At 70.9% G+C, this 22,893-nt stretch carries 20 protein-coding genes; 8 read left to right on the plus strand and 12 right to left on the minus strand.

Translation table 11 applies throughout. The features are described 5' to 3' along the window. Positions 1 to 3: 3 nt before the first annotated feature. The 5 genes from ACIBI9_RS13090 to ACIBI9_RS13110 all read right to left on the minus strand — a co-directional run bounded on the left by ACIBI9_RS13090 (position 4) and on the right by ACIBI9_RS13110 (position 4,515). Positions 4 to 747 carry a hypothetical protein gene (locus ACIBI9_RS13090; protein ID WP_397222199.1) on the minus strand — a complete coding sequence of 248 codons (744 nt, stop codon included), beginning with the start codon at positions 745 to 747 and terminating at the stop codon, positions 4 to 6. A 150-nt stretch (positions 748 to 897) separates the two neighbouring features. Beyond that, positions 898 to 1,737: an LLM class flavin-dependent oxidoreductase gene (locus ACIBI9_RS13095; RefSeq protein ID WP_397222200.1), complete on the minus strand. Its 840-nt coding sequence runs from the start codon at positions 1,735 to 1,737 to the stop codon at positions 898 to 900. Next, positions 1,734 to 2,633 (minus strand): GNAT family N-acetyltransferase, encoded by a 900-nt coding sequence (locus ACIBI9_RS13100; protein WP_397222201.1) that lies wholly within the window; start codon positions 2,631 to 2,633, stop codon positions 1,734 to 1,736. The genes ACIBI9_RS13095 and ACIBI9_RS13100 overlap by 4 nt, the downstream gene beginning before the upstream one ends. A 59-nt stretch (positions 2,634 to 2,692) precedes the next feature. Then, positions 2,693 to 3,040, minus strand: a complete 348-nt coding sequence (locus ACIBI9_RS13105) for an STAS domain-containing protein (RefSeq protein ID WP_397222202.1) — start codon at positions 3,038 to 3,040, stop codon at positions 2,693 to 2,695. 32 nt (positions 3,041 to 3,072) lie between these two features. Beyond that, positions 3,073 to 4,515 (minus strand): LCP family protein, encoded by a 1,443-nt coding sequence (locus ACIBI9_RS13110; protein ID WP_397222203.1) that lies wholly within the window; start codon positions 4,513 to 4,515, stop codon positions 3,073 to 3,075. 80 nt (positions 4,516 to 4,595) lie between these two features. On the opposite strand from ACIBI9_RS13110, the gene ACIBI9_RS13115 reads away from it, so the two are divergent. Next, a complete protein-coding gene (locus ACIBI9_RS13115) occupies positions 4,596 to 5,615 on the plus strand; it encodes a glycosyltransferase family 2 protein (protein ID WP_397222204.1) in 1,020 nt (339 codons plus the stop codon). Here the strand turns inward: ACIBI9_RS13115 and ACIBI9_RS13120 are convergent. Together ACIBI9_RS13120 and ACIBI9_RS13125 are read right to left on the minus strand one after the other, a co-directional pair. After that, positions 5,610 to 7,346: a CDP-glycerol glycerophosphotransferase family protein gene (locus ACIBI9_RS13120; protein ID WP_397222206.1), complete on the minus strand. Its 1,737-nt coding sequence runs from the start codon at positions 7,344 to 7,346 to the stop codon at positions 5,610 to 5,612. The genes ACIBI9_RS13115 and ACIBI9_RS13120 overlap by 6 nt on opposite strands. 56 nt (positions 7,347 to 7,402) lie before the next feature. After that, positions 7,403 to 8,155: a 2-C-methyl-D-erythritol 4-phosphate cytidylyltransferase gene (locus tag ACIBI9_RS13125; RefSeq protein ID WP_397222207.1), complete on the minus strand. Its 753-nt coding sequence runs from the start codon at positions 8,153 to 8,155 to the stop codon at positions 7,403 to 7,405. Positions 8,156 to 8,266: 111 nt separating this feature from the next. Between ACIBI9_RS13125 and ACIBI9_RS13130 the strand changes: the two genes are divergently transcribed. From ACIBI9_RS13130 to ACIBI9_RS13155, 6 genes are all read left to right on the plus strand, one after another. Further along, positions 8,267 to 9,682, plus strand: coding sequence for a CDP-alcohol phosphatidyltransferase family protein (locus ACIBI9_RS13130; RefSeq protein WP_397222208.1), 1,416 nt, complete (start codon positions 8,267 to 8,269; stop codon positions 9,680 to 9,682). An 11-nt stretch (positions 9,683 to 9,693) separates the two neighbouring features. Beyond that, positions 9,694 to 10,302 (plus strand): DUF5941 domain-containing protein, encoded by a 609-nt coding sequence (locus ACIBI9_RS13135; protein ID WP_397222209.1) that lies wholly within the window; start codon positions 9,694 to 9,696, stop codon positions 10,300 to 10,302. Positions 10,303 to 10,379: 77 nt separating this feature from the next. Further along, complete coding sequence (locus ACIBI9_RS13140; RefSeq protein ID WP_397222210.1) at positions 10,380 to 11,114, plus strand: sugar phosphate nucleotidyltransferase; 735 nt, start codon at positions 10,380 to 10,382, stop codon at positions 11,112 to 11,114. Between the two features lie 28 nt (positions 11,115 to 11,142). Next, complete coding sequence (locus ACIBI9_RS13145; protein WP_397222594.1) at positions 11,143 to 12,183, plus strand: iron-containing alcohol dehydrogenase family protein; 1,041 nt, start codon at positions 11,143 to 11,145, stop codon at positions 12,181 to 12,183. Then, a complete protein-coding gene (locus ACIBI9_RS13150) occupies positions 12,161 to 12,928 on the plus strand; it encodes a CDP-alcohol phosphatidyltransferase family protein (RefSeq protein ID WP_397222211.1) in 768 nt (255 codons plus the stop codon). The genes ACIBI9_RS13145 and ACIBI9_RS13150 overlap by 23 nt, the downstream gene beginning before the upstream one ends. A 185-nt stretch (positions 12,929 to 13,113) precedes the next feature. Further along, positions 13,114 to 13,998: a glycosyltransferase family 2 protein gene (locus ACIBI9_RS13155; RefSeq protein WP_394492983.1), complete on the plus strand. Its 885-nt coding sequence runs from the start codon at positions 13,114 to 13,116 to the stop codon at positions 13,996 to 13,998. Positions 13,999 to 14,020: 22 nt separating this feature from the next. Here ACIBI9_RS13155 and ACIBI9_RS13160 read toward each other — a convergent pair whose 3' ends face one another. The 5 genes from ACIBI9_RS13160 to ACIBI9_RS13180 form a co-directional block, all read right to left on the minus strand. After that, positions 14,021 to 14,734, minus strand: coding sequence for an acetoacetate decarboxylase family protein (locus tag ACIBI9_RS13160; RefSeq protein WP_397222212.1), 714 nt, complete (start codon positions 14,732 to 14,734; stop codon positions 14,021 to 14,023). A gap of 137 nt (positions 14,735 to 14,871) precedes the next feature. After that, positions 14,872 to 15,834 carry a glycosyltransferase gene (locus tag ACIBI9_RS13165; RefSeq protein ID WP_397222213.1) on the minus strand — a complete coding sequence of 321 codons (963 nt, stop codon included), beginning with the start codon at positions 15,832 to 15,834 and terminating at the stop codon, positions 14,872 to 14,874. Between the two features lie 56 nt (positions 15,835 to 15,890). Next, the gene (locus tag ACIBI9_RS13170) at positions 15,891 to 17,213 is read right to left on the minus strand and encodes an acyltransferase family protein (protein WP_397222214.1); all 1,323 of its coding nucleotides are present in this window, start codon (positions 17,211 to 17,213) and stop codon (positions 15,891 to 15,893) included. Positions 17,214 to 17,392: 179 nt separating this feature from the next. Continuing rightward, a complete protein-coding gene (locus ACIBI9_RS13175) occupies positions 17,393 to 19,042 on the minus strand; it encodes an LCP family protein (RefSeq protein WP_397222215.1) in 1,650 nt (549 codons plus the stop codon). 144 nt (positions 19,043 to 19,186) lie between these two features. Next, positions 19,187 to 20,689, minus strand: coding sequence for a hypothetical protein (locus ACIBI9_RS13180; protein WP_397222216.1), 1,503 nt, complete (start codon positions 20,687 to 20,689; stop codon positions 19,187 to 19,189). Between the two features lie 167 nt (positions 20,690 to 20,856). Here ACIBI9_RS13180 and ACIBI9_RS13185 point away from each other — a divergent pair, with 167 nt between their 5' ends. Further along, positions 20,857 to 22,884, plus strand: coding sequence for a hypothetical protein (locus ACIBI9_RS13185; RefSeq protein ID WP_397222217.1), 2,028 nt, complete (start codon positions 20,857 to 20,859; stop codon positions 22,882 to 22,884). Positions 22,885 to 22,893: the final 9 nt, after the last annotated feature.

Genomic DNA, 22,893 nt, shown 5'->3' on the forward strand with positions numbered 1-22,893 from the left:
GGGTCAGCGGGCCTGGAGGATGCGGACGTCCCCGGAGCCACTCAGGGCCTTGATGGTGTTGGGGCTCTTGGCGTCGTGCTTGAGCTCCGAGCGTTCGGTGCCGTCCGTGCTGCGGGCCGTGATCGCGTAGGCCGCTCTGGGCACGGTGGCGGTTACCCGGCCGTCGCTGGAGCGCAGGTCGAGGGCGGCGGGCGGGCTGGCGAACGACACGTCGATCGCGCCGTCCGACGTCCGGCACCTGACGCTCGGCGACTTCAGCCCTTCGCCCGTGATCGGGCCCTCGCTGCGCAGCCGCAGCTTGCCCGCGGCGCCTGACACCTGGATGCGGTCCCGGCTGGCCGCGTCGACGTCCTGGGTGAGGCCGTTCAGGATGACGCCGTCGTCGGCCTCGATCGACAGCGGCACGCCGGGCGGGACCTTGACGTGGTAGCGGGCGCCGCAGTCGCCGAAGACCATGCTGCAGTTCGCGCTCAGACGAAGGGTGCCGTCCCGCAGGGACCAGGTGGCGTTGCCGTCGTCGGCGGCCTTGCCGCGTACCCACCGCTCCACCTCGACGCGGCCCCCGGTGCCCTGCAGGACGCGCACGCCGCCCAGGGAGGCGCTGATCTTCAGCGCGGTGCCCGTGAACGGGAACGCCTGCGCGGTGTGGACCTCTTCGGCGTCCAGGTCCACCTTGCACCCGGTCAACGCCAGCGCCGCCGCCAACGTCGCCCCTGTCGCCACGACTCGCCTCATGGAGATGCTCATGACGACGATCGTGGCCGATCGCCCGCCGCCCGCCATCGACCATCCGGCCGAACGCGCCCGCCCCGCCATCGGCCTTTCGGCCAGGAACGACCGTCAGGCCGGAGAATGACCGTCAGGCCCGAGAACGAGCACCAGGCCGGAGAACGAGGGTCAGAGGGCCGACAGCAGGGCCGTGACGTGCCGCAGCGGGTCCGAACCCAGCGGCCGCACCGCCACCGTGGCGGCCCCGGCCGCCCACAGCGCCTTGACATGCTCGGCCGCGGCCTCAGGAGACCCCGACGCCATCGCCACCTCCTCGGGCGCGACCCCGAGGAACCCGGCCTGCCCCTCCAACATGGCACCGGCGCTCTCCGGGACCTCGCTCTCGGTGTTCAGGAAGGAGAAGACCACGAGCTCGTGATCAGCCGAGCCCCCGATCTGGTCCAGGATCCCGGGCAGCTGCGCGGGCCCGACCCCCTCGGGGATGATCGTCCCCTGGGCGACCCGGCCCGACAGGGCCAGCGAGCGCGGCCCCTTCACCCCGGCCAGCACGGGCGGGGGCGAGGCGGGCGGGTGCACCAGGGACACCCCGTCCAGGTGGACGGACTTGCCGTGCAGGGTGACCGTCTCGCCGCGCAGCAGCGCGCGTACGGACGTGATCGTCTCCTCCAGGAGCGCCAGCGGCGACGACGGGGCGGCGCCCACCTGGCGCATCCAGTCGCCCACGCCGTGCCCGATGCCGGCGGCCAGCCGCCCGGGATGCACCCTGGCCAGGTTGGCCAGCTCCATCGCGAGCAGCATCGGGTTGCGCAGGGGAGCGGGCGTGATGCCGATGCCGACCCGCAGCCGGGACGTGACGGCGAGCGCCGTGGCGGCCGACGAGACGCCACCGGTCCAGCCCAGGTCCTCCACCACCCAGAGGTCGTCCACGGACGTCTCGTCGAGCGCCTTGGCGAACGGGATCAACTGCTCGGGAGGAAGCTCCCGGTCGAACATGACTCCGAGTCTCACGATGCCCTCCAGTAATAGCGGAACAACCGGCCGACCTCCGAGTATTCAGCACGCAGGAAGGCGTCGGCAGTCGGGACGTTCGCCACGTCCGTGACGGCGACGATGCGCTGCAGCCCCGCCTCGGCCAGCGTGCGGGTGCCCTTGGCCAGCAGGTCGTCGACGTAGCCGTGGCCGCGGTGCTCGGGCACCACGCCGATGTACGCGATCGAGTGGTCGTCGGGGGCCACCAGGCCGACGGGGGAGTCGCCCAGGTAGCCGATCACGAACCAGTCGGGCTTGCCCTTGCGGTTGACCAGGTCGTCGTACATCCACCGCGCCTCGCGCCCGGCCCCCGACGTGGCCACCTCGATCCGCGTGTCGTGGTCGAGCGAGCCCTCCGAGATGCGCACGAGGATGTCGATCACCTCGGCGCTGTCCATGCGGCGCGCGGGGCGATACGTCAGGCGGCCGGGATCGACCGGGACGTCGCTGCCCGCCACCCATTCGAGCACCAGCCGCTCGACCTCCATGACGAACCCCGCCAGGGTCAGGGCCTCGTGCTCGACGGCGCGGTCGACCACGGGGTCGAGCCCCGGTTTGAGCGAGATGTCGTGGATTATCTTGCTCAGTCCCATCGTGCGCAGGCTGCCGCGCAGCAGCTCCGCGGCGGCGACCGGGTCGGGGCCCGGGTCGAACTGCCAGATGGTCACCGGCTCCGCGCCGGGGAAGGGCGCCCAGAACGCCAGGCGGGCCTGCCCCTCCACGAAACACCACTCAGGCCGGGTCCTGCCCTCGTCGAAGGCGGCCGCGAGCTGGGAGCGCCCCGGCTCGGGGAACTGGTCGAACAACGTGAAGGCCTCCACAGCTGAGGGGCTCTCCCCGGCCGCGGCCGTGGCGAGGGGTGCCCGTGATGACATGACCATGTTCTCGCACGGAAGCGATCAGTCAGACCGTCCCGAGCGGGTCCCGCTCAAGGTCAGGCGGCGCTGCCGAAGGCCGAGCGCGCCTCGCCGAGGGATTCGCGCGTCTCGAAGTGCCGGTCGAGGTTGGTGATCGTCAGCAGGTGGCGGATCATGCCGGGGGCGAGCACCAGGATCAGGCGGCCGTTCACGCGCCGGACGTGGTTGAGCGTGGCCACCAGCACGCCGAGGCCCACCGAGTCGCAGAACGGCACCTCGGTCAGGTCGACGACGAGGTTGAGCGGGTCGGCGGCGGCGATGGCCTGTTCGAGCTCGTCCCGCAGCCGGGGAGCGCCTGCCACGTCGAGGTCGCCCACGACGTGCAGCACCGTACAGGGGTCCTCCCGCCACGACCTGACCACCATGAGGTCTTCACCTGCCGAACCGCCGACTGTTATTACTGTTTCTTACATATGTTCTGCATTGCCGTTTTGGTGGTCGGAGTAACACTCGGTTTCGCTGAGGGCATGGAAGTCGACTTGGATTTCGCGATCTTCGGCTGATCGCTGCCGATGATCACTTCGACGCCCTTGACGTCGGCCTTGTCGAGCTCGGCTCCCGGGATGGCGGCGGCCACGACCTTCGCCTCGTCCTCGTGGCCCGCGCCGTAATGGATGACCGTCTTCTTGTAGTCCTTCTTGGTCGTGTTGCCGGGCTGGCCGGGGACCTTGAAGCCGTACGCGACCAGGCCCTCCTTGGTGCGGGCGCCGAGACCCGTGATGAGCGTGCCGTTCTTGACCTTGACTGTGATGCTGCCGGGCGGAATGGCCGACGGCTTCACCGAAGGAGTGGGCGAGGGGGAGACGGCGGGCTTGGTCAGGTCCTGGTCCGCGTTGATCTTCGCGAACATGTCGCGGGCGGCCGGCTTGTCCCACAGGACCGCGGACTCGCCCGTGGGCGCCTTGAAGTCGACGTTGGACAGCGGCACCTCGGCGAAGCGCACGTCGTCGAGGGAGACGTCCCGCAGCTGGGTGGCCAGGCCGAGGAGCCCGTCGTCGGGATCGACCTTGACCGTGCTCAGCGTGGAGTTGACGAACGAGGCCAGCTTGGCCGGGTTGGCCAGGGTGTCGGCGCTGAGCGCCCGGTTGAGCAGGGCCGAGATGACCTGCTGCTGCCGGTCGATGCGGTCGAGGTCGGAGCGCGCGGTGGCACGGGTGCGGGCGTAGCCGAGCGCCTGCACGCCCTGGAGCTGGTGGGTGCCGGCGGGCAGGTTGAGCCCGGTCTTGGGGTCGTTGATCGGCACGGGCGTGCAGACCGTGACGCCGCCGAGGGAGTCGACGACGTCGATGAAGCCGAGGATGTTGACCTCGATGTAGCGGTTGATCTGCAGCCCGGTGGCGGCCTCGACGGTCTCCTTGGTGAGCTTGGGTCCGCCGAACTGGTACGCCGAATTGATCTTGTGGTCGCCCTTGCCGGGGATCGTCGTCCAGGTGTCGCGCGGCAGGCTCACCACGGTGACCCGCCTGTGGTCCTCCGACAGGTGGATGACCATGATGGTGTCGGTGCGCTGGCCGGACTCGCGGCCCAGCTTGAGCCGATTTTGCTGCTGGCGGGTGAGGTCGTCGCGCTTGTCGACGCCGACCAGCAGGATGTTCTCGGCGCCGCGGGCCGCCGGCACGGTCACCCCGGCGTCGACGGTGCCGATCTGGCGCGGGGTCGCCCACACCACGCCGGTGGCGACCAGGACCCCGGTGGACAGGAGCCCGGCGACGAGAATGTTGCGACGGCGGGCCTTGGCGCTCCTGAGCGGCCTGCGGGGACGCGTGGGCGCGAGCTTGACGCCGCCGTAGGCGTCGCCGCCCACGAGCACACCGCCGTCCTCCTCGCCCGGGTCGCGCATCCCGTCCCCCTTTTGTCACCCGGAGGATCAGGCTTTCGATTGCCCGACTCCCCTGGTCGTACAGTAGCGTGAGCCCCGCCATGAAGCAGTTCCCCGACTCGCCGCAGGCCCCCGCGGAGACGCGCGCCTGGCCCCCCATCTCCGTCGTCATGCCGGTCCTCAACGAGGAGCGGCACCTTCGCGAGGCCGTCGACCAGGTCCTCGCCCAGAGCTACCCAGGTGAGATCGAAGTCGTGCTCGCCGTGGGTCCGTCCCAGGACCGCACCCAGGAGGTCGCCGACGCCATAGCGGCGGCCGACCCGCGGGTGACGGTCGTGCCCAATCCGACGGGCCGCACCCCCAACGCCCTCAATGCCGCCATCGCCGCCGCGCGCAACGGCATCATCGCCCGGGTCGACGGGCACGCCATGCTGCCCCCCGACTACCTGCGCGTCGCCGTCGAGACGCTGGCCGAGACCGGCGCCGACAACGTGGGCGGCGTCATGGCGGCCGAGGGCATCACGCCGTTCGAGCAGGCCGTCGCCTGCGCCATGACGTCCAAGATCGGGGTGGGCGCCGCCGCCTTCCACGTGGGCGGCACCGCGGGTCCCGCCGACACCGTCTACCTGGGCGTCTTCCGCCGCTCGGCGCTCGACCGGGTGGGCGGCTACGACGAGCACTTCCAGCGGGCGCAGGACTGGGAGATGAACCACCGCATCCGCGAGAGCGGCGGCCTGGTCTGGTTCCAGCCGCGCATGCGGGTCTCCTACCGCCCCCGCCCCAACGTCAAGGCTCTGGCCAAGCAGTACTTCCACTACGGCAGGTGGCGGCGCGTGGTCGCGCGCACCCACGAGGGCACGATCAACCTGCGCTATCTGGCCCCGCCCACCGCGGTGCTGGCCATGCTGCTGGGGCTGGTCGTCTCGCCGTTCTTCCCCTGGGCGCTCATCGTCCCCGGCGGCTACGCGCTCGCCATCGTGGCGGGCTCCGCGGTGACGGGCAGCGGGCTGTCCCCGAGCGCGCGGCTGCGGCTGCCGATCGTGTACGCCGCCATGCACTGCTCCTGGGGCTGGGGCTTCCTCACCAGCCCGAAGAAGCTGGCCAGGCCGCCCCGGTCATGACCCGGCGAAGACCCGCTCGACGGCGGCGTCGAAGCGGGTCAGCGCGTCCGGATACTCCGCCCCGAACAGATAGCTCCTGAGCTTGATCCTGGCCCGGGCCAGCGTGTCCTCCCCGTCGAGGAACTCCGCGAGCCCGGCCAGGTCCTCCCCGATCAGCACGCCCGCCTCGGTGCTCGGGTAGCGCTCGTGGAAGGCGCGCTCGTCCAGGCCGGCGACGTTCGTCACCGCGTACGGCTTCTCGCTGGCCAGGAAGTCGGCCACGACGCTGGAGATGTCGCTGATCAGCAGGTCGCACTGGTTGAAGCAGTCGTACAGGTGCGGCTCGGGGCCGGTGACGATCTGGTGCTCGATCCGCGGCGTCTCCCCGGTCGCCCGCGACGGGTGCCTGGCCTTCGACTTGGCCAGCTCGGCCGCCTCGATCATGGTTACGATCTTCCGGTGCGCGCGGGTGGCGCTCCGGTCGCGGTGGCCGGTCAGCGGGTGCGGCTTGTAGATCACGCGCACGCGCGGCCGGTGGTCGAGCAGCGCCCGCACGATGCGCGGGCCCATCATGATCAACGACGTGTGGAACAGGTCGTCGTTCCAGCCCTCCCAGGTGGGGGCGTACAGGACGGTGCGGTACGGCAGTTGCGGCCCCTCCGTCGAGATGCCTTCGAGCTGCGGCCGGCCGACCTCGTGGATGCTCTCGTCCCTGACGCCCACCCTGGCCCGGCGGTAGCGGTCGCGGCCCGCGGGACCGGCCACCCACACCTCGTCGTACACCCGGGAGAACGGGTTGAACGACGCCTCCTTGTCGCTGTCGCCGTGGTTGAGGAACGCGCTGCGCAGGGTCGGGATGCGCAGCATGTGGACGTTCCTGCCGACGTTGGAGACATACAGGCAGAGCTTGGCGCTGGACAGGGCGCGGAAGCTCATCAGGTCGGCCGCCGACGGGATGCACAGCATCGGCAGCGTGGTCGCGTCGAGGTGGTTGGCCATGCCGCGCTCGCGCAGCACGACGATGGCGCGCCGGCCGATGCGCTCCAGCGTGGGCAGCCACATCCTGGCCTGGTAGGCGGCCGCGGTGGCGCCGGAGAAGTAGAGGATGACCTCGGGCCGGTACTTCTCGACCTGCTCGCCCACGACGGCCAGCACCCTGGCCTTGTCGGTGAGCGGCGTGGCACGGCGCACGTACGGGATGAGCGCGAGCGCCCCGGCGGTGCCCAGCAGGACCGCCAGACCGGCGCCGATCGCGGCGGGCACGGCGCCGACGGCCGCGCCGACCACCGGCAGCGCGTCCAGGTAGAGGAAGCGCACGCTGCGGCTGTCACGCAGGAACGGAGGAGGCATCTTCGGGATGCGCAGCGCCGAGACGTCGAGGTTGCGGGTGGTCAGCGGCATTCGGCTGAGCATCCCCTTGAGCCGCAGCGCCAGGGCCGTGTGCCCGGCCCGCACCACGTGGATCGCGAAGATGCCCGACGCCAGCGCCACGAACCACGGCGAGTCCACCCCCGCTATCCGCGCCACCAGCAGCAGCGCCATGGTCTCCCTGGCGGCGAAACGCAGCGTGACCCCGAGGTGCACCCTGCCGAGCAGCTCGGGCAGGGGTCTGGCGGCGCGTGAGGCCGCGTACTCCACCGCGTAGGAGAGCGCGGCGACCGCTCCGAACACCGCCGGCGCGGGCCAGAGGGCCGACAACAGCAGGGTGGGGTAGCAGCCGAGCAGGGCCGCGATCACGATGAGTCTCCTCATGTGATCACACGGTAACAACTCTCAGGTCAAGGGGCATCCACGCGAACGTCTGTGACCTATCTGGGCAAGTCGGAGATCGACGGGGTTGCGGCGAGCTGGAAGAGCAGCTCGGCGATCCGCAGGTCGAGGGGGTGGGTGACCTTGATGTTGTGCTCGCTGCCCGGCACGAGGTGGATCGGCACGTCGGGCAGGTAACGCAGCACCACGCCGCAGTCGTCGGTGGCCGGGCGGCGGGCGAACCCGGGGTCGGCCAGCGCCCGCTCGTACGCCTCGCGGATCACCGAGAGCCGGAAGCACTGCGGCGTCTGGCTGCGCCGAAGCACCGACCTGTCCAGCACGTCGCCGATCACCTCGCCACCGGGGCCGGGCACGGCCACGAAGACCGTGTCGGAGCTCGGGATCGCCACGTTGACGGCCGAATGGGTCTCCAGCGCCTTGACGCACTCGGTGATGATCCGGGGCTCCACGAGCGGGCGTACGGCGTCGTGCAGCAGCACGTTGCACTCCTCGGTGCCCAGCGCCCCCAGGGCCAGCCATGTGCTCTCGGTACGGCTCGCGCCACCCTCCACGACCTTGCTGACCTTGTCGTAGCCGCCCTTGTCCACGATCTCGCGGACCCGGTCGGTGTAGCCGGGCGTCATCAGCACCACGATCTCGTCGATCTCCGGCGCGTTCTGGAAGACCGCCAGCGAGTGCTCGATGATGGGCTTTCCGGCGACCTCGATGAGCTGCTTTGGCCTCTCCTGCCCGATTCGCTGCCCCACGCCGCCCGCGAGAAGCACCCCGACCGACCGCAACCGTGAATCCATATCGGCAGCGTAACGGTCCTGTTCCGTGATTACGCCTTGACCTGTCGCTACGCTGTGCCTACGCACCCCCAAGCCACGCGGCTCCCGCGCGACCGGGAGGAGACCTGCGCTTTGCCCGACTCATTGACCCGCGAGACCACGGCCACCTCGGTCGTCCTGCTCGCCACGACCCCGGCATGCAAGCTCTCCGGCTCCGATGGCACCCTGCTCGACCGCGTCACCGACCAGCTCGCCACGCTGCCCGTGCGGGAGATCCAGGTGGTGACGCCGGGTGGCGGCCTCGGAGCCGACCTCAGAGGCGTCGCCAAGATCGCCCGGATCTCGACGGGCGCGGTCGCCGTGCTCCCCGCCGACCTGGTGGCGCACACCGAGGCGCTGGCGCTGCTGCTCGACCACCCCGCGCGCGGCAGCGGGGCCCTGGTCTCCTATGACGCCGCCGCGACGCCCATGCGGCCGCCCGTCCGCGTCGAAGGCGGCAAGATTGTCGCCGCGGGCAGCTCGTTCCACGTGGTCCCCGAGGCCAACGCCACGTTCAGGGGCGTGCTGAAGGCGGGCGAGGCCGACCTGGGCGCGCTGGCGGACATCGCGGAGGAGCTGGCCGAGCTGGCCGACACCGGCAAGCTGGGCCCGGTCACCCCCGTCGAGGCCGTCGACCTGCTGCTGGTCGGGCTGGTCAGGTCGGGCGTGTCGGTGCGGGCGGCCGGGATCGGGCCGCTGCACGCCGACCGGGTGACCGGCCAGAACGCCGCCGACGCCGCCGTCGCCAGGCTGGCCGAGGTGGACGAGGCCAAGGTCAGGCTCGACCTGTCCATCAAGGCGGACGACGGCTTCTTCGCCACCTTCTTCGTCTCCACCTGGACGCGCCACCTGATCAAGCCGGCGGTCCTGCTCAAGCTGGCCCCCAACACCGTCACCGGCGCCTCGATCGGGCTGGCCGCGCTGGCGGCCGTCTGGTTCTCGGAGGGCACCCAGGGCGGGCGGCTGGCGGGGGCGCTGCTGTTCTACCTGTCGTTCGCGCTCGACTGCCTCGACGGGCAGCTGGCCCGCTACACGCGTACGTTCTCGCCGCTGGGGGCGTGGGCCGACGGCATGGCCGACCGGCTGAAGGAGTACGTCGTCTACGTCGGCCTGGCCCTGGGCTTCGCGGGCGCCGGCATCTGGCAGCTCGCCGTGGCCGCCATGATTCTCCAGGTCGCACGGCACGCCATCGACCAGACGTACGCCGGGGCCCTCGTCGACGCCGCCCGGGTCGGCGCTCAGTGGGGGCGCCCAGCGCGCTCCCTCCTGGAGTCGGCCGACGGCAGCCGGGCACGGGGCGTGCTCGGGATCGCCCAGCGCCTGGAGCGCGACGCGATCGCCCGCTGGCTCAAGAAGAGCGTCGTGCTGCCCATCGGCGAGCGCACCGCGCTGATCGCCGTCACCGCCGCGGTCTGGAACGCCAGAGTGACGTTCCTGTCCCTGCTCTGCTGGGGCGGCGTGGCGGCCCTCTATCAGCTCGCCGGACGGATCGCGAGGTCGGCACGGTGATTTCGGTCCACATGACTCCCGTCCCCCGCAGCACGGTCGTGGCCTACCGCGACGACGGCCCGCTCTCGCGCGCCATGGGCCTGCTCGTGGCCGGGCAGCTCCCGCCCCTGCCGCCGGTGATCGCGGGCACGTTCGTCACGGGCGTGCTGCTGCTGCTCGGCGTGGCGGGCACGGACGGGCTCGCGGTGTTCGCGCCCGCCGTGACGCTGCTGCTGGCCGGTCCCGGCAGCACGCACGCGCACGACGGCAGGTTCGACTGGCTGGTCCCGCCGATCCTGCGGCTCATCGAGTACACCTTCGTCGCGGCGTGCGGGTTCGCCCACCAGGTGCACCCCGTGGTGATCTTCCTGCTGCTCGGCGCGCTGGCGTTCCACCACTATGATCTTGTTTACCGGCTGCGGCAGCGCGTGTACGCACCGGCGTGGCTGTCCACGTTCGGCCTCGGCTGGGACGGCCGGATGATGGTGGTCTCGCTGGTCGCCCTCACGGGCTGGCTGACCGGCGGTTATCTGCTGCTCGCGCTCTATCTGTGGGCGTTCTTCGGCTGGGAGAGCCTCACCTGCTGGCTCGCCGCGCCCCGTTCCGGGGTGGAAACGCCTGATATGGGAACGCAAGACTAACGCCGGATTACCCGCTCAGGGCCCAAAGACGAATACTCTTTGGGCTCACGAAGACATGCTCGACTGAGGAGTGCACGTTGCTGGGAATGGTTCTGGCCGCTGGAGCCGGACGACGTCTGCGGCCGTACACCGACACGCTGCCGAAGGCGCTCGTGCCGGTCGACGGCGAAACCACGATCATGGACATCTCCCTGCGCAACCTCGCCGAGGTGGATCTGCGGGAGGTCGTGGTCGTCGTCGGTTACGCGGCGCAGGCCGTACACGACCGCAAGGAGGCCCTGGAGCAGCGGCACGGCGTCAAGCTGACCCTCGTCCACAACGACAAGGCCGAGGAGTGGAACAACGCCTACTCCCTGTGGTGCGCCCGCGACTACTTCTCCCAGGGCGTGCTGCTGGTCAACGGCGACACCGTGCACCCGGTCTCGGTCGAGAAGACGCTGCTGTCCGCTCCTGAGACGAGCGACATCCTGCTGGCCGTCGACAACGTCAAGAAGCTCGCCGACGAGGAGATGAAGGTCACGCTCTCGCCGGAGGGCTCGCTGCGGCGCATCACCAAGCTGATGGACCCGGCCGAGGCGTACGGCGAGTACATCGGCGCCACCCTCATCCGGCCCGGCGCGGCAGACCTGCTGGCCGACGCGCTCAAGACGACCTTCGAGCGTGACCCCCAGCTCTACTACGAGGACGGTTACCAGGAGATGGTCGAGCGCGGCGAGGTCATCCACGCCGCGCCCATCGGCGAGGTCGACTGGGTCGAGGTGGACAACCACGACGACCTGGCGAAGGCTCGTACCATAGCCGTCCGCTACTGAGGGGGCGCGCATGCCGCTTCTAGCGAGGATGCTGCCGGCGCCGCTGACCATGCAGGTCAGGCGGGGCGCGGTGGCCGAGCTCGGCGCCCTGCTGGCCGACAGCCGGGTGGCCACCTCCGGCAGGGTCGCGGTGGCCGTCGGCCGCGGTCAGGGCGACCACATCGAGAGCTTGATCACACCCCAGCTGGGCGAGGCCGAGGTGTTCCGGGTGGCCGACGGCTCGGTCGACGCGGCCGTCTCGCTCGGCGCCGACCTGCGCAAGGCCGCCTACGAGGTGGTGGTGGGCGTCGGCGGCGGCAAGACCATCGACGCCACCAAGTACGCCGCCTCGCTCGCCGGCATCCCGATGGTCGCGGTGGCCACCAACCTCTCCCACGACGGCATCTGCTCGCCCACGGCCTCCCTGGTCTACGAGGGCGGCAAGGGCTCGTTCGGGGTGCCGATGCCGCTGGCCATCCTGGTCGACCTCGACTTCGTGCACAACGCGCCGGAGTCGCTGGTCAGGGCGGGCGTGGGCGACGTGGTGAGCAACCTGTCGGCCATCGAGGACTGGCAGCTCGGCAACACCGAGCGCGGCGAGCCCATCGACGGGCTGGCCTGCTCCATGGCCCGCACGGCCGCGGAGGCTCTCATCGGCCGCGGCGACTCCATCGAGTCCGACGCGTTCCTGACCGTGCTGGCCGAGTCCCTCATCCTGTCCGGCATGTCCATGGTGGTCGCGGGCTCGTCCCGGCCTGCCAGTGGCGGAGATCATGAGATCATGCATGCCGTGGACCAGCTATTCCCCGGCACCTCCAACCACGGCGAGCTCGCCGGGATCGGCGCCGCCTTCTGCTTCTTCCTGAGGGAGGACGAGGCCCGGGTCACGCAGGTGGTCGACTGCCTGCGCCGGCACAAGCTGCCCGTCGTGCCCGCCGACATCGGGCTGACCGGCCAGCAGTTCGCCGAGGCCGTCGCCCTGGCCCCGGCCACCCGCCCCGGCCGCTACACGATCCTGGAGCACCTGCGCATGCAGGACTCCGAGATCCACGATCGGGTGGGGGACTATGTCCGGGCCTTCGGTAGCTGAGATCCGGCGGGTCGCACAGCCCGCCGGCCACCTCGAGCGCAGGAACGGCGAGCACTGGGCCGGCGTGCTCTACATGCGCCAGCTGTCCATCTACGTCACCTGGCTGTTCGCCAGGACGTCCGTCACGCCCAACCAGCTCACCTGGGTGATGACGGTGGCCGGGGCCCTGGCCGGGGTCGTGCTCGCCCTGCCGGGCCTGTGGGCCGCCGTGGGCGCCGCCCTGCTGGTGCAGGTCTACCTGCTGCTCGACTGCTCCGACGGCGAGCTGGCCCGCTGGACGGGGAAGACCTCGCTGGTCGGGGTCTACCTAGACCGGGTCGGGGCCTACTTCTGCGAGGCCGCGGTGCTGGCCGGGCTGGGCTGGCGGGCGTCGGCCGTCCTGCCCGACTGGTACACCGTGCTGGGCTTCGCCGCCGCGCTCGGCGCGATCCTCATCAAGGCCGAGACGGACCTGGTGGAGGTGGCGCGGGCCAAGGGCGGCCTGGAGGCCGCCACGGAGGCGGCCGCGGTGCAGTTCCGCTCCGGGCTCCTGGGCCTGGGCCGGCGGGTGCTGTCGGCGACGAAGTTCCACCGGATCGTGCAGCCGATCGAGCTGTCGCTCATGGCATTGGTGGCCGCCGTGGTCGACTTGTTCCTCGGTGACCTGACGGCCTCGCGGGTCCTGATCGTGGCCTGCTTCGTAGCGGCATGCCTACAGGTTGTCCTGCATTTGGTAAGCATCATCGCCTCGAAGCGGCTGGCGTGATCTGATGTCGGAACCGGAAGAGCTCCCCGTCCGTCGTATAGATCGGACGTCCGCCGTTCGGTGGGGGTTCATCCTTGGTTCCGATACGCTTAGCCCCAGCCTTTCCAAAACATGCAGACCAGCAGACTCGGTGATCATGAAAGAATGCTCCGCCCGTGTTCTCAACGCGTCAGGACAGTGATTCGTTGAAGATCTCGTGCGTCATCCTCACCATGGGTAACCGGGTCGCGGAGCTGAACCGGGCGGTCGAGTCCGCGCTCAACCAGGTCGACGGCGACGTCGAGGTGGTGATCGTCGGCAACGGCGCAGATGTGCCCGAATTGTCGGCGACGCCACCCGAAGGGTCGGCCGCGGTCGTGAAATCGATCCGGCTCGATCAGAACACGGGCATCCCCGCAGGCCGCAACCGCGGCGTGGAGGAGTGCTCGGGAGACGTCGTGCTGTTCCTCGACGACGACGGCTGGTATGCCAACCAGAAGGTCGTCGCGCACGTACGCGACCGCTTCGCCACCGAGCCGGACCTCGCGGTGATCTCCTTCCGCGTGATGGACCCCGACGGCGGCATCGGCCAGCGGCGCCACGTGCCCCGGCTGCGCGCGGGCGACCCGCAGCGCTCCTCGCCGGTCACGACGTTCCTCGGCGGCGCCTCGGCCATCAGGCGCTCGGCCTTCCTCCAGGTGGGCGGGCTGCCCGAGCGGTTCTTCTACGCCCACGAGGAGACCGACCTGGCCTGGCGGCTCCTGGGCGAGGGCTACCGGATCGAGTACGACGCCGAGACGGTGATGTACCACCCGCAGGTCCCGCCGACCCGGCACGTCGAGTTCTACCGGCTCAACGCCCGCAACCGCGTCTGGCTGGCACGGCGCAACCTGCCGTGGCCGCTGGCGTTCTTCTACCTCACCAACTGGGTCGTGCTCACCCTCGTGCGCGAGCGCGGGGCCGGGCCGGCGCTCAAGGCGTGGTTCAGCGGGTTCTTCGAGGGCCTGCGCACCCCTGCGGGGGAGCGGCGACCCATGGCGTGGCGTACGGCGTGGCGCATGGTCAAGCTGGGCCGCCCGCCGATCGTCTGACCCGCGGCGGGCCATCGGGGCCTCAGACCTCGACGGCCTCGCCGAAGGTCATCTCGGCCCGCGAGATCGTGCTGGTGAACATCGCCCGCCTGGGCAGCCCCAGCTCGCTCAGCTCCTTGGCGATGGGATGGTTGCCCAGGCGGATCAGCGCGCCGCTGGGGCGGATCCGGGCGCCGCGGGCCCGTACGGACCAGGGCACGCGCCGCGTGATCCCGTCCCGGTGCGTGTAGGCGTCGAGCGGCGCCATCACCGTGGCGCCCGGCGCGGGCACGCCCGGCTTGATCAGGATGTCCAGCACGAGCCTGCCGTCCCTGCGCAGGACGCACCGTTTGTACGGCGTGCCGAGCCGCAGCTCGATGTCCGCCAGCTCCTTCGGGAACCCCCACAGCGTGCGTCCGGCCTCCAGCGTGAACGGCTGGTCCACGGGCAGCCAGTGCACGAACACCCCGGCCTGGCGCAGGTCCCACAGGCCGCCGGACCCGGACACGCCCGGGGGACGCACCAGGAACGCCATGCCGAACTCGTGATACGGGTCCAGGTCACCCTCGCGGTAGTCCACGAACAGCAGCACGCAGACGGCCTTGCCGGGCATGATCTCGGCCACGTCGAGTCCGGAGTACGCGATCACCGCCCTGGCGGCGTCGGCGCGCACCGCGTAGAAGGCGCTGCACACCTCCGCGTCCCGCACCCGCACCGGCATGGCCACCGTCCGGCCCTGGATGAGATGCGTTGCCATGGCCCCAGTACATCAACCTCTCGGTCGTGTCGCCATTCCCACCCCCGATGTCCTTCCGTCCACCCCGGCCCCCGGCGTGTCGCCGCCCGCGCTCTCGGAGGGGCGGCCGTCCGATGAGGGGTGCCGGTGGAGGTGGGTCAGACGGCCAGGGCGTGGGCGGGGAGGCCGGCCCAGGACTCGGCGCGGTTCACGAAGGCCGCCGCGTGGTCCGGCCAGTGGTGGTGCAGGCGTGCCTCCGCGTGCCCCAGGGCGCCCAGCCGGGCCCGCCGCACCGGGTCCTCCTTCAGGTCCAGTACGGCGTTCAGCACGGCGTCCACGTCCAGCGGCACCACGAGCCCGCACCCGGTCCGCTCGACCAGCGCCGAGCCCTGGGGAGTCGTGATGACGGGCAGCCCGCGCCCCATGTAGTCCATGATCTTCGTCGGCACCGTCCGCACCGTGTCGTCCGCCAGCGAAAGCCCGGCCAGCGCGCCCTCGGCCATGCGCAGCGCGTGCCGGTTGGGCACGTACCCGAACCAGTCGAGCAGCCCGACCCGCTGCGCGTCGCGCAGCAGCGGGCGGACGTCCCGGGCCGCCGCGCCGATGAGGTCGAGCCTGACGCCGTACGGGACCAGCCGTTCGGCCAGCCCGATCAGCTCCGACACGCCGCGCTCGGCCGAGAGGCGGCCGATGTGCACGACCCTGGTGTCGCCGGGAGGAGGCGGGCTGGGCGACACCAGGGTCGCCTCGGGAACCACCGCGGGCGTGATCACGCGGTGGCGTCTCCCCGCGCGGTCCAGCCGCCTGGGGGAGACCTCTTCGCGTATGTCCCAGACGACCGGAGGGCGCCTGTAGGGCAGCGCGCGCAGCAGCCGGTGCTCGTGCACGATCAGCAGGTCCGCGCCCTTCACACCGCGTCTCAGCGCCGCGCGCGCCCTGCCGTACGAGGCGTGCCGCGCCACGTCGATCGCGGTGATCCCCATGGCGGGGGTCACGTTGAAGTACGTGAACGGTGCGACGTAGGTGACCTCGTGGCCGGCGTCGAGCAGCGCCCTGATCTGCCGGTGCATGATCCGGGCGTCCTCGGGATGATGGACGGTCGTGGCGACACATGCGCGCATGTGTCGATGCTCCGCGCTTACCAGGTCAAAGGCGTAAATGTGGGTAGAACGGTCGCTTAACTTCGTGAGGGCCGGCGATAGAGCCAGGTCAGGCGGGGTTCGAGCACCCACTTGAAGACCGTGCGGGTCTCAGGCAGGCACAGCACGATCGCCAGCGCGAAGGCGCTGGAGGCGATCGCCAGCACGCCGAGCGGCCCGAACAGCCACGGGAACTCCAGCCAGCCCATCTCCTTGGCGACCAGCACGGGGATGCCATGCAGCAGGTAGCAGTAGAGCGTGCGGGTGCCGAGGTCGGAGAACCACGTCTCGCCCCGGGGCACCAGCGCCAGGATGGCGAAGCACATGGCCAGCGCGCACACCAGCAGCCCGGCGCGCAGGGCGAGGCCCATGTACCACGACAGGCCGAGGTCCTGGAAGCTGGCCTTGAAGTAGAACGGGTCGAGCGGCGCCTTGGGGGCGACGTAGATCGCGACCGCCGCCGCGCCGAGGACCGTGACCACCGACACGATCTTGATCCACCGCCGGTTGAGCATCTCGAAGTGCTCCGGCTGCATCACCAGGCCGATCACGAAGAACGGCATGAGACCGAAGAAGCGGTCCATGCTGAAGTCGCCCTCGATCTGCGAGAACCCGGCGAACAGGTAGATCGCGATCGCGACCGGCACCGGATATTTCATCCGCTTCCACACCGGTGTGGACAGCCGCCAGAACAGCAGCGCCAGCAGGTACCAGTTGAGCCACGCCGGGTCGATGATCGTCAGGCTCCACTTCTGGCCCACCGAGACGCGGAGCAGGGCGTAGCCGACCTCGACGATCACGTAGGGGACCAGGAACGTGTCGACCAGTTTGTTGGTCTTGGCGTTCGAGTTCCAGAAATTTCTGGACAAATAGCCACTGATCAGCACGAACAGCGGCATGTGGAACGTGTAGATGAAGATGTACAGGGCCCTGGAGGAGTCGGCCGACAGCGTCGGCACCAGCGAGTGGCCGACGACCACCATCGCGATCAGCACGAACTTGACGTTGTCGAGGTACGGGTCGCGCTTGCGCTTGGGCGGCTGGGGCTCCTGCTTCGGCTCCGGCTGCTGCTGGGCCGTCTCGTCCGCCGTGGCCTTGGGCCGCCGCCGGGGACGCCGCTCCTCCGCCGCCTGCGGGGGCTCGTCCGCCGCGGCCGGACCCTTCGCCGTGGGCTTCTCGTCCTTGACGGCGGGTTGCGGCTCGGTCAGCTCTCCCGGGGCCATCCAGTGCGGATCGGCCTCCTCGCTCCAGAACGCCTCCTCCGGCAGCGGCCAGCGGGCTCCCGTCTGGGCGGGGCCGCCGGTCTCCTCCTCGGGGCTCCGCGGAGTCGTGACCGGTGGGGAGAATCTGGTGTCAGACACAGGGGAGTCGCTCAGCTTCGCTCGGGGCCGGGGAACACGACGGCAGCACGACCAACGGTTGGCCTCTCGGCTCCGGGTCGCGCTGCGTCGCCGACCCGCAACAGACTATCCCGCCCACGCGCCTCCTGTCCCTTGAGCGAAGCGAGAATGCCCGATTCCACAGGGAACTTGGAGGCTCGTCAGGTGCAGGCGTTCTTCTGCTCGGAGGCGGTGATCGTGCTGTTGTTGACGCTGTCGGGCAGCTTGGTCACCTTGACCGAGTCGAAGTCCTCGCCCACCACCAGCTGGATCACCGGAGTGCCCTTGGGCGGGGTCTTCGCAGGGGGCGTCACCGGTGTGTACGGCTGCGGGTTGGTGACCGCGACCTTGCCCTCCGCCGGGGCGGGCTTGGGCACGACGGCCCCGGCCAGGGTGCCGGCGTGGTCGGGCGCCGACTCGACGGCGTTGGCGTAGTGGACCTCGGTCTTCGGCAGGCTCTTGCCGTCGGCGGCCTCGAAGTTGCCGAGGCCGGTGACGTTGAAGCCCTCCTTGGCGAGCTGGTCGGCGACCTCGCGGGCCTTGCCGACGGTCTTGGTGCCGTTGAGGACCTGGACCTTCACCTGCTCGGGCTTGAGCGTGACCTTGGGCTTGGTGGCGGTGCTGGCGCTGGCGGACGGAGCCGGCGTGGCGACCTCGGTGTCGGTCTTGATCGAGGTGAACAGCTCGTTGGCGTCGGGCTGCTTCCAGACCACGCGGTTCTTGTCCTCGGGGTCGGGCCCCCACGGGATCGTCGTGAACTTGACGCCGCCGGCCGTCATCTCCTTGGCGCTCAAGGCGATGTTGATGAGCTGCTCGGTGTCGTTGGCCAGTTCCGGGTCCATGGTGACCGACCCGGCGGCGGCCGCGATGAAGTCGCGGAGCTTGCCGACGTCGGTGAGCAGCTCGCTGCTGGTGGCCTTGGCGACGACCTTGCTCAGGAAGATCTGCTGCCGCCTGATGCGCTGGATGTCGCTGCCGTCGCCGTAGTGGCGCAGGCGCACGTAGCCGAGGGCCTTCTCGCCGTTGAGCAGACTCTTGCCGGGCGGCAGGACCAGCTTGGAGCTCTTGTCGTTGACGCCGGACTTCAGGCAGATCTCGATGCCGCCGAGCGCGTCCACGATGTTCTTGAAGCCGCTGAAGTCGACCTCGACGAAGTGGTTGACGCGGATGCCGGTGAGGGTCTCGATCGTGGAGATCGTGCAGGCGATGCCACCCGAGTTGTACGCCGAGTTGATCATGTCCCGGCGCGGCGCCATCTCCTGCTTGGTGGTCTCGTTCTTGCACTTGGGGATCTGCACCATCGAGTCACGCGGGAAGCTGATCAGCCGTGCCTTGTCCCGGTTGGGCGAGATGTGCATGAGGATGATCGTGTCGGTGCGCTTGCCGCCCGCGTCGGCCGTCCTGGCGAGCTTCTGGCCGTACCGCGCGTTGTCCTTGCCCGCGCGGGTGTCGGAGCCGACGAGCAGGACGTTGAGCGCGCCGGTGTCGACGGGCCGGGGGTTGATGATGTCGCTGTTGACGCTCTTCTTCTTGATGTTGCCGAAGGCGTCGCGGTAGACCGTGTAGCCGGTCAGCGCGCCGGCCACCATGAGCGTGGTGACGCCGATGCTGACCCAGGCCAGGACGCGCATCTTGTTCTGGCCACCGCCGCTGCCGCCGCCACGGTGGCCGCGCGGCGGCCGGTCGTCGGGCGGGGGCGGCGGAGTCGCGGCGGCCGCCGCTCTGCGCGCCATCCTGCTGCCGGGCTGAGTGGGGGCAGCCCGGTAGTCCTGCCCGGAGGTGACTACGGGCACGCTCCTGTAGTCAGTCATACGTCCCCTAGCCTCACTTCTCGCGCCTGACGCGCTGGCTTCGTCGCCTCGCGCCACGAGACGAGGTCACGTACGGCGTGCCAGGTGCCATGACCGCGGGGAACGACCGTGACCCGGGCGTGATTTTTCCGCGGCAAAGCATACTCAGAGCTGGACATTACGTGGAATATCATCGCCAAACTCTTTCTTGCTTTCGCACTGTCTTCGCACGTCAGGCCTGATGCTCAGGGCCGCCGCCAAACAGGCCAGGGGCACGGCCGGCAACACGTATCGGTAGTCGAACTCCGCCGCCGCGGCCGGTGTGACCAGCAGCACCACGGCCGCCGACCAGGGCACCAGCCAGGGCGCGGGACGTCTGCGCCTGCGGATGACGGCCGCCACCGGGGGCACCAGCAGCACCCCCAGGAACACCGGGCCGGGCAGCCGCACCATGCTCTGGTAGGCCCTCAGCCAGCCGGCGTAGGGCTCGACGATCTCGGTGCCGATCGCACCCCGCTCGTAGAGCTTGGCATAGTCGGCGCCGACCTGCGCGGGATAGCGGCCAGGTGGCCCCGGCTCCGTCACCGGGAACTGGTAGTAGGCGTAGATCTCCGGATCGGGGTAGACCGGGCGGCCCCACGTGAACGTGCGGCCCAGCTCGGACAGCACCGAGGCGGCGTAGTCGAGCGGCTGCCTGGCGATCGCCAGCGTCGCGAACCGGCCCGCCAGGTCGTCGGTCTCCTTCGTGAACGTGATGCCGGGCAGCAGCACGAGCGGGGAGTCCTTCGCCCAGATGTACTCCTGCGACGGCGGCCGCCGCTCCGGGGGGCGCGGGTCGCACAGGACCCGCAGGTCCGGCGGCGGGTCCATCCTGGCGCAGTCGGCGAACGACATCGTGCGGGCGTACAGGAAGACGCCGTTCGCCCCCACGAGCCCGACCCGCTGGTACGTGGCGTAGAACCAGGCGCCGTACGCGATGATCGGCACGAGGGCGGTGGCCAGCAGCAGCCCGGCGAGCCGCAGGCGCCCGCGCAGCACGTACCAGGCGGCCAGCAGCACGATGAGGGGCTGGCCGACGGTCCGAGTGAGGGTGGCGGCGGCCAGCAGCAGGCCGATCGCGACGACCCCGCCCGCCGCCCGGGCCCGCCGCTCCGACACGCACAGCGCCACCGCCGCCACGACCAGGAACATGAAGAGCGTGTCCGAGACGAGCAGGTGCTCCAGCTCGATCTGGTACGCGTCGAGCAGCACCGGCACCGTGGCCAGCGTCGCCACCCACCTCGGCGCCCTTCGCGCGACCCGGTAGATCAGCACGCCGGTGGCCAGGCCGAGCAGGTGCTGCGCGACCGCGACCATCCCGAAGCCGTGGAACGGCTCCAGCAGCTTCAGGAACATCGAGTAGCCCGCCGGGCGGACCAGGTCGGGGCGGGGTTTGAAGACGGTGACGATGTAGGTGTAGGAGTCGGGGAACCACAGGGCGGGCCGGTAGCCCAGCATCGCCAGGGCGCGCAGGGCCGTACCGAGGGCGAGGACCGCCAGGAACCACCCGTGCGGCTTCCACCGGGACGGATCCCTGACCCACGCCAGGCTGCCGCGAGCGGCCTTCGCGGGCTCGTCGGCGCGAGTCTCCGCCATCACCCGCACGTCCTCCCGCTGTCTCTCCGGCATGTCCCGTAGTGCCCACGTACGCTACCCGCCATTCAGTGAACCCCGTGCCAACCGGCCGATAGGGGGTACGCACGCCAGGTCTGCCCGGTTGCGCCGGACGGGGACAAGATCGCGCGCCGTGTGGCGGAACCCACCGGGACCTCCAGTTTGGATACGCTCGCTCACCGATGGGACTCGACCGATCCGGGCGGATGCTCGCCGTGCTCTCGGTGGCGCCCGCGCTCGCCGTGGCGGGCTGGCTGCTGGCGGGGCTGCCGCTGCTGCTGCTCGGCCACTTCGCGCCGCTGCCCGCGGCGCTGATCGGGCTGCCCGCCGCCGCCCTGCTCTGCTGGGCCGGCACCCGGCGGCTGGGCAAGGTGGTCGAGGCCACGTCCCGGCAGGTCATGGGCGTCGTGGCGGTGGCTGTGGCGTCCGGCGTGTTCAACACGCTCATGCACACCGAGCAGCTCGTCGTCAGGCGCGACCCGGCCACGTACGCGCAGTACGCGGCCTGGATCGCGGGCCACGGCTCGCTGCCCATCCCTACGCAGGCCGAGGCGTTCGGCGGCGCGGACCCGTCGCTGATCTTCAAGAGCGTCGGGTTCTACGAGGTCAATGGGGCGGTGGTGCCGCAGTTCATGCCGGGGCCGCCGATTCTGTTCGCGGTCGGCGACTGGCTGGGGGTGCCCTTCGCGATCCCGGCGGTGCTGGGCGGCCTGGCCGTGCTCACGGTGGCCGGCGTGGTGGCGCGGCTGGCGGGTGCGCGGTGGGCGGTGCTGGGCGCGGCGGTGTTCGCGGTGAGCCTGCCGATCCTCTACACCTCGCGCAGTACGTTCAGCGAGATCCCGTCGCTGATCCTGCTGTTCGGCGGGCTGGCGCTGGCACACGACGCGCTCGCCCGGCCGGGCCGGGGCCGCGGGCTGCTGGCGGGGCTGGCGTTCGGGCTGGCCGTGCTGGTCCGGGTCGACGGGCTGCGCGACGTGCTGCCGGTGCTGGCGTTCGCGGGGCTGCTGATCGCGATGCGCCGCTTCGCCAGGCCGCAGGGGGCGCTGGGCCTGCCGCTGCTCGCCGGGCTGGTGGCGGGCGCCGGCGCCGGGATGCTCGCGGCGTACCTGCTCTCCCGGCCCTACCTCGAGTACCTGTCGGGTTCGGTCAAGCCGCTGCTGCTCATCTGCGCCGCCGTCCTCGTGCTCACCGCGGTGGGCACGGCCGCCGCCCCGCAGCTGGCCAGGATTCGGCGGCCGGCGTGGGTCCCCGCGGCCGGGGCCGGGCTGGTCGTGCTGCTCATGGCCGGCCTGTACGCGCGCCCGTGGTTCCAGACCGTGACCCGCGTGCCCGTGACGGAGGACGACCGGCGCACGGCCCTGATGATCGCGCAGACCCAGCAGGCCAACGGCCTGCCCGTGGACGACACCCGGCTCTACTTCGAGAACTCCCTGCACTGGGTGACCTGGTACGTCGGCCTCCCAGTGGTGCTGCTGGCCACGGTCGCGGCGGCGGTGCTGGTGCGCAGGCTGCTGCGGGACGGCGGGCCGTTCGAGTGGCTGCTGCCCCTCGCGGTCGTCGGCTGGACCACCGTCACCACGCTCCTGCGCCCCGAGATCACTCCCGACCACCCGTGGGCCGCCCGCCGCCTGGTCCCCATCGTGATCCCGGGCCTGATCCTGCTCGCGATGTACGGCCTGGCCTGGCTGCGCGACCTGCTCCGGGCACACCCCCCGTCCTGGCCGCGCGGGCCCCGCGCGCGGCGGTGGGGGATGGCACTAGCCGTGCTGCTCGTCCTCGTGCCGCCGGCCGTCACCTCGATCGGGACGGCGTTCACGCCGGTCGAGCGGGGCGAGGCGGCGGCGGTGGCGGCGATGTGCGCGAAGTTCCCGCCCAACGCGTCGGTGCTGATCGTGGAGCGGGTCACCGGTGATCGGTTCACCCAGCTCGTCCGCGGCATGTGCGACCGCCCGGCGGCGAAGGTGGCTCTCGACGGCCCGGACACCGCCCCCGAGGCGCAGGTGCGCCGGCTGATCGCGCGAGTGCGCGCGGTGGGCCGCGTCCCCGTCGTGCTGGCCGCCGACGCCGCCCAGGTGGCGCCGTACGGACGTCCGTCTCAGGTCATGGCCCTGGTCTCCCGCCAGGACGAACGCTCTCTCGTGGACGCCCCGAACGGCACCTGGTCCCTGCGGATCGGCGCCTGGATGGCCCTCCCCGAGGGGAACGGGTGATCTTGGAAG

The sequence above is a fragment of the Nonomuraea sp. NPDC050451 genome (assembly GCF_044458585.1).

Coding starts and splice junctions, on each gene's coding strand:
- ACIBI9_RS13090 (WP_397222199.1), bottom strand. CDS start 747: ATGAGCATCTCCATGAGGCGAGTCGTGGCGACAGGGGCGACGTTGGCG.
- ACIBI9_RS13100 (WP_397222201.1), bottom strand. CDS start 2,633: ATGTCATCACGGGCACCCCTCGCCACGGCCGCGGCCGGGGAGAGCCCC.
- ACIBI9_RS13105 (WP_397222202.1), bottom strand. CDS start 3,040: ATGGTGGTCAGGTCGTGGCGGGAGGACCCCTGTACGGTGCTGCACGTC.
- ACIBI9_RS13110 (WP_397222203.1), bottom strand. CDS start 4,515: ATGCGCGACCCGGGCGAGGAGGACGGCGGTGTGCTCGTGGGCGGCGAC.
- ACIBI9_RS13115 (WP_397222204.1), top strand. CDS start 4,596: ATGAAGCAGTTCCCCGACTCGCCGCAGGCCCCCGCGGAGACGCGCGCC.
- ACIBI9_RS13120 (WP_397222206.1), bottom strand. CDS start 7,346: ATGAGGAGACTCATCGTGATCGCGGCCCTGCTCGGCTGCTACCCCACC.
- ACIBI9_RS13125 (WP_397222207.1), bottom strand. CDS start 8,155: ATGGATTCACGGTTGCGGTCGGTCGGGGTGCTTCTCGCGGGCGGCGTG.
- ACIBI9_RS13135 (WP_397222209.1), top strand. CDS start 9,694: ATGACTCCCGTCCCCCGCAGCACGGTCGTGGCCTACCGCGACGACGGC.
- ACIBI9_RS13145 (WP_397222594.1), top strand. CDS start 11,143: ATGCTGCCGGCGCCGCTGACCATGCAGGTCAGGCGGGGCGCGGTGGCC.
- ACIBI9_RS13150 (WP_397222211.1), top strand. CDS start 12,161: ATGTCCGGGCCTTCGGTAGCTGAGATCCGGCGGGTCGCACAGCCCGCC.
- ACIBI9_RS13160 (WP_397222212.1), bottom strand. CDS start 14,734: ATGGCAACGCATCTCATCCAGGGCCGGACGGTGGCCATGCCGGTGCGG.
- ACIBI9_RS13165 (WP_397222213.1), bottom strand. CDS start 15,834: ATGCGCGCATGTGTCGCCACGACCGTCCATCATCCCGAGGACGCCCGG.
- ACIBI9_RS13175 (WP_397222215.1), bottom strand. CDS start 19,042: ATGACTGACTACAGGAGCGTGCCCGTAGTCACCTCCGGGCAGGACTAC.
- ACIBI9_RS13180 (WP_397222216.1), bottom strand. CDS start 20,689: ATGCCGGAGAGACAGCGGGAGGACGTGCGGGTGATGGCGGAGACTCGC.
- ACIBI9_RS13185 (WP_397222217.1), top strand. CDS start 20,857: ATGGGACTCGACCGATCCGGGCGGATGCTCGCCGTGCTCTCGGTGGCG.